Source organism: Oleiphilus sp. HI0132 (assembly GCF_001635845.1).
Window position 1 is genome coordinate 1 of sequence record NZ_LWGJ01001361.1, and the last position, 2618, is coordinate 2618.

Sequence of the window (2618 nt, forward strand, 5' to 3'; positions counted from 1 at the left end):
AGATTTAAAACAATTATTGCCCAATTCATTAATCAGATTCATGACTAGATTTTTTGATACATATCAACAACTTGAATCAAAATTTAAACAATAATAACAACACAATCAAAAGAATTTAAAAACTAACAACAATTTAGCGACATTTAAATCATGAGGAAAACTAAATGACTAAAGAACTATATGACATCGGTGAAGCGCCACCACTAGGTGAAGTTCCTGCAAAAATGAATGCTTGGCTAATCCGCCCAGAGCGCTTTGGTAAGCCGATGAAAGCTTTCCAAAAGGAAGTCATTGATACACCCGAAATCAAAGATGACGAAGTTCTTGTTTACGTTATGGCAGCAGGCGTTAACTATAATAACGTGTGGGCAGGTCTTGGCGTACCGGTTGACGTTATCGGCGCGCGTAACAAGCAAGGTGAACCGGAAGAATTCCATATCGGTGGTTCCGATGCTTCAGGTATCGTTTATAAAATCGGTAAAGATGTTACTAACGTAAAAGTGGGTGATGAAGTTGTTCTTCATTGTGGTAGCTGGCAGAAAGGCTGTAAAGCTGAGCAGAAAGGTACCGATCCAATGTATGACCCTAGCTTTCGTATTTGGGGTTATGAAACTAACTTTGGCAGCTTTGCACAGTTCACTAAAGTTCAGGATCACCAATGCCTACCAAAACCTAAGCACCTTAACTGGGAAGAAGCGGCAACTTATATGCTAGTGGGCGCAACCGCTTACCGCATGCTTATGGCATGGGCACCAAACAACGTTAAGAAGGATGACGTTGTCCTTATCTGGGGTGGCGCTGGCGGCCTAGGCTGTATGGCTATTCAGATCGCTGCAGCAATGGGCGCTAAGCCAATCGCTGTTGTTTCTGACGAGAGTAAGTTTGATTACTGCATGCAATTGGGCGCTGTTGGCTGCCTAAACCGTAAAGACTTCGACCACTGGGGCATGATGCCACACTGGAAAGATGAGTCCGCTTACGCTAAGTGGAGCAAAGGTGCGCGTGCATTCGGTAAAGCTATCTGGGATATCCTTGGCGAGCGTCGTGGTGTTGATGTTGTCTTTGAACACCCAGGCGAAACTACTATTCCTACGTCTATCTTCGTTGCTGAAACAGGCGGTATGGTTGTAGTTTGTGCAGGTACTACCGGCTTCAACGCGACCTTAGACCTGCGTTATCACTGGATGCGTCAGAAGCGTCTGCAGGGCTCACACTTCGCAAATGATGATCAAGCAATCGGCGTAAATAACTTGGTAATTGAAGGTAAAGTCGACCCTTGCCTATCTAAAACCTTTACCTATGAAGAGCTTCCTGACTCTCATCAGCTAATGTATGAAAACCAACACCCTCATGGCAACATGTCTGTGCTCGTTGGTGCAACTGACTTTGGTCAGGGCGCAGAGAAGTAGTTTCTAATAGTAAAAAATTAAAAAGGCGATCTTCGGATCGCCTTTTTTATGCCTGATATACCGCTCTCATTACATTAAACCTACTCCATCTTGAGCCTTAAAAGGCTTGAACTTTCTCACTCAGTCCATATATTCTCAGATAACACCACACATGAGATAAACCAAAATGATGAGAATATTTTTATTCCTGGCCACAAACTTAGCCGTTGTATTAGTCGCTAGCTTCACACTTAGCCTACTCGGGGTCGGCAGTTACATGACCGCTCAGGGTCTGGACTACAATAACCTCCTTGTCTTCTGCCTGATATTCGGTATGGCAGGTTCAATCGTGTCGCTGCTGATGTCAAAATTCATGGCAAAGCGCAGCATGAGAGTTCAAGTGATTGAGGAGCCACAAAACGCTGACCAAAAATGGCTCTATACCACCGTCCAGGATCTTGCTCAAAAAGCCAATATCGGTATGCCTGAGGTTGGCGTATTTAACAGCGCACAAGCTAATGCTTTCGCAACCGGCTGGAATAAAAATAACGCCTTAGTCGCCGTAAGCACAGGCTTACTCAATAAAATGAGCCGTGAGGAAGTTAAGGCTGTACTTGGGCATGAAATCGGGCACGTCGCAAATGGTGATATGATTACCCTCACCCTTATCCAAGGAGTCGTAAACGCATTCGTTATGTTCTTTGCGCGAATTATCGGTAGCTTTGTTGATAGAGCAGTATTCAAAAATGAAAGCGGTCACGGCATGGGCTTTTTTATCGCCACCTTCGTCGCAGAGATGATATTAGGAGTGCTCGCTAGCACGATTGTTTTCTGGTTTAGCCGCCGTAGAGAATATCGAGCAGATATAGCGGGAGCGGAGCTAGTTAACCCCGCTGCGATGGTCAGCGCACTTGCACGCCTGCAGGCTGAATACGATAAACCAAGTGAAATGCCTTCTGAAATGGTCGCTTTTGGTATTAGTGGCGAACTGAAGAATTCATTAGGCGGTTTGTTTATGAGTCACCCTCCTCTAGACAAACGTATCGAAGCGCTTCGACAGCGTTATAGTGCTTAGGTCCTGAAGTAGCTAGTTCGAAAGCTTTATTTTCGAACTAGCTCTAAAGACCGATACCAATCAGACTGACCCGGGAGCACCTTAAACATTTGGTAGCGCTTAACGCTCAAGTTTGCTTGTTTCGCATAAAGTGTATAGTCGTAGATTTTGTGAAC

General features: G+C 44.8%; 2 protein-coding genes. Both read left to right on the forward strand.

The window, feature by feature from the left end; genetic code table 11:
• The first annotated feature begins 164 nt into the window (after positions 1 to 164).
• Positions 165 to 1409, forward strand: a complete 1245-nt coding sequence (ccrA, locus tag A3766_RS20850) for a crotonyl-CoA carboxylase/reductase (RefSeq protein WP_068513768.1) — start codon at positions 165 to 167, stop codon at positions 1407 to 1409.
• A gap of 166 nt (positions 1410 to 1575) precedes the next feature.
• On the forward strand, positions 1576 to 2463 hold the full coding sequence (gene htpX, locus A3766_RS20855; protein ID WP_197476066.1) for a protease HtpX: 888 nt from the start codon (positions 1576 to 1578) through the stop codon (positions 2461 to 2463).
• Positions 2464 to 2618: the final 155 nt, after the last annotated feature.